This window comes from Vibrio hibernica (assembly GCF_015223435.1).
GTDB classification, from domain to species: domain Bacteria; phylum Pseudomonadota; class Gammaproteobacteria; order Enterobacterales; family Vibrionaceae; genus Vibrio; species Vibrio hibernica.
The window spans coordinates 1-1,156 of record NZ_VHKO01000131.1; the positions used below are offsets into that span (position 1 = coordinate 1).

1 protein-coding gene is annotated in these 1,156 nt (G+C 41.5%); it reads right to left on the reverse strand.

Annotated elements, in window-relative coordinates:
* Positions 1–31: 31 nt before the first annotated feature.
* Positions 32–1,155, reverse strand: a protein-coding gene (locus FH976_RS15800; protein ID WP_407701661.1) for an IS3 family transposase whose coding sequence is annotated in 2 segments (ribosomal slippage) — positions 32–954 and positions 954–1,155 — 1,125 coding nt in all. Because the reading frame shifts where the segments join, the coding sequence is not laid out codon by codon here.
* Position 1,156 lies beyond the last annotated feature (1 nt).

Sequence of the window (1,156 nt, forward strand, 5' to 3'; positions counted from 1 at the left end):
TGACGTGGTCAACTAAATTCAGTCACCCTAGTTAAGAAACCATATCTAATGTTTCGGTTCGTTCTTCAAAGTCATTTGGGCTTTGATAATTTAAGTACGAATGTAAGCGACGACTGTTGTACCACATGCAGATGTAATTCATTACATCCTGTTGAGCTTCATAACGCGTTGGGTAATTTTTCCAATGCACGCGCTCTTGCTTCAAACTACCGAAGAAGCTTTCTGCAACAGCATTATCCCAGCAACAACCTTTCTTACTCATGCTACCAATGAAGTCGTTTGACTTGAGCAATCTACGATATTGGTGGCTTGCATATTGAACCCCTTGATCTGAATGGATAATTAACCCTGCTTTGGGTTGGCGTTGCCACATCGCCATAGTCAGTGCGTCACAGACAAGCTGCGCTTTCATTCGTGAGCCCATGCTCCAACCAACGACTTTACGCGAATATAAATCAATCACTACCGCCAGATATAACCAACCTTCTGCAGTCCAAACATAAGTGATATCTTGTACCCAAGCTTGATCAGCGGCTTCAACGTTGAAGTTTTGCTCAAGTACATTGGGATAAATAGGCTTGTTATGGTCACTATTCGTTGTTACTTTGTATTTCTTTTTATAACGCACCCAGACATTTGCCTCTTTCATTAACTGTGCTGTTTTGTGACGGCTCACCGGAAAACCGAGTGCATTTAAGACTTTCTGAATACGCCTTTCACCGTAAGTATTATCACTGAAGTGCGCTATGTCCTTGACCCAATCAATCATTTCTTGATGTGTTGGATCCTCTGATTTAGTTGAATATCGCTTTTGATAACTATAGTAATTGTTACTTTTTACACCCAGTATTCGGCACATTACCGCCACAGGCCAGGTCTTCTTGTATTGGGTTATGAACGAGTATTTCACTTCGTTTCTTTGGCAAAGAAGACCGTCGCTTTTTTTAATATTTCACGCTCCATTTCTAGGCGTTTCACTTGCGCTTTTAGCTCTCTGATCTCTTCTTGCTCAGGGGTTAAATTACCATTCCCTCTAAAAGCCTGCCCATCATCATTTTCAGCTTCTTTTATCCACCGACCAAGCATGTTGGGATTTACCCCTAAATTTCTAGAGGCTTCTGCTTGAGAGTAGTTTTGCTCAACAACTAATGCGATG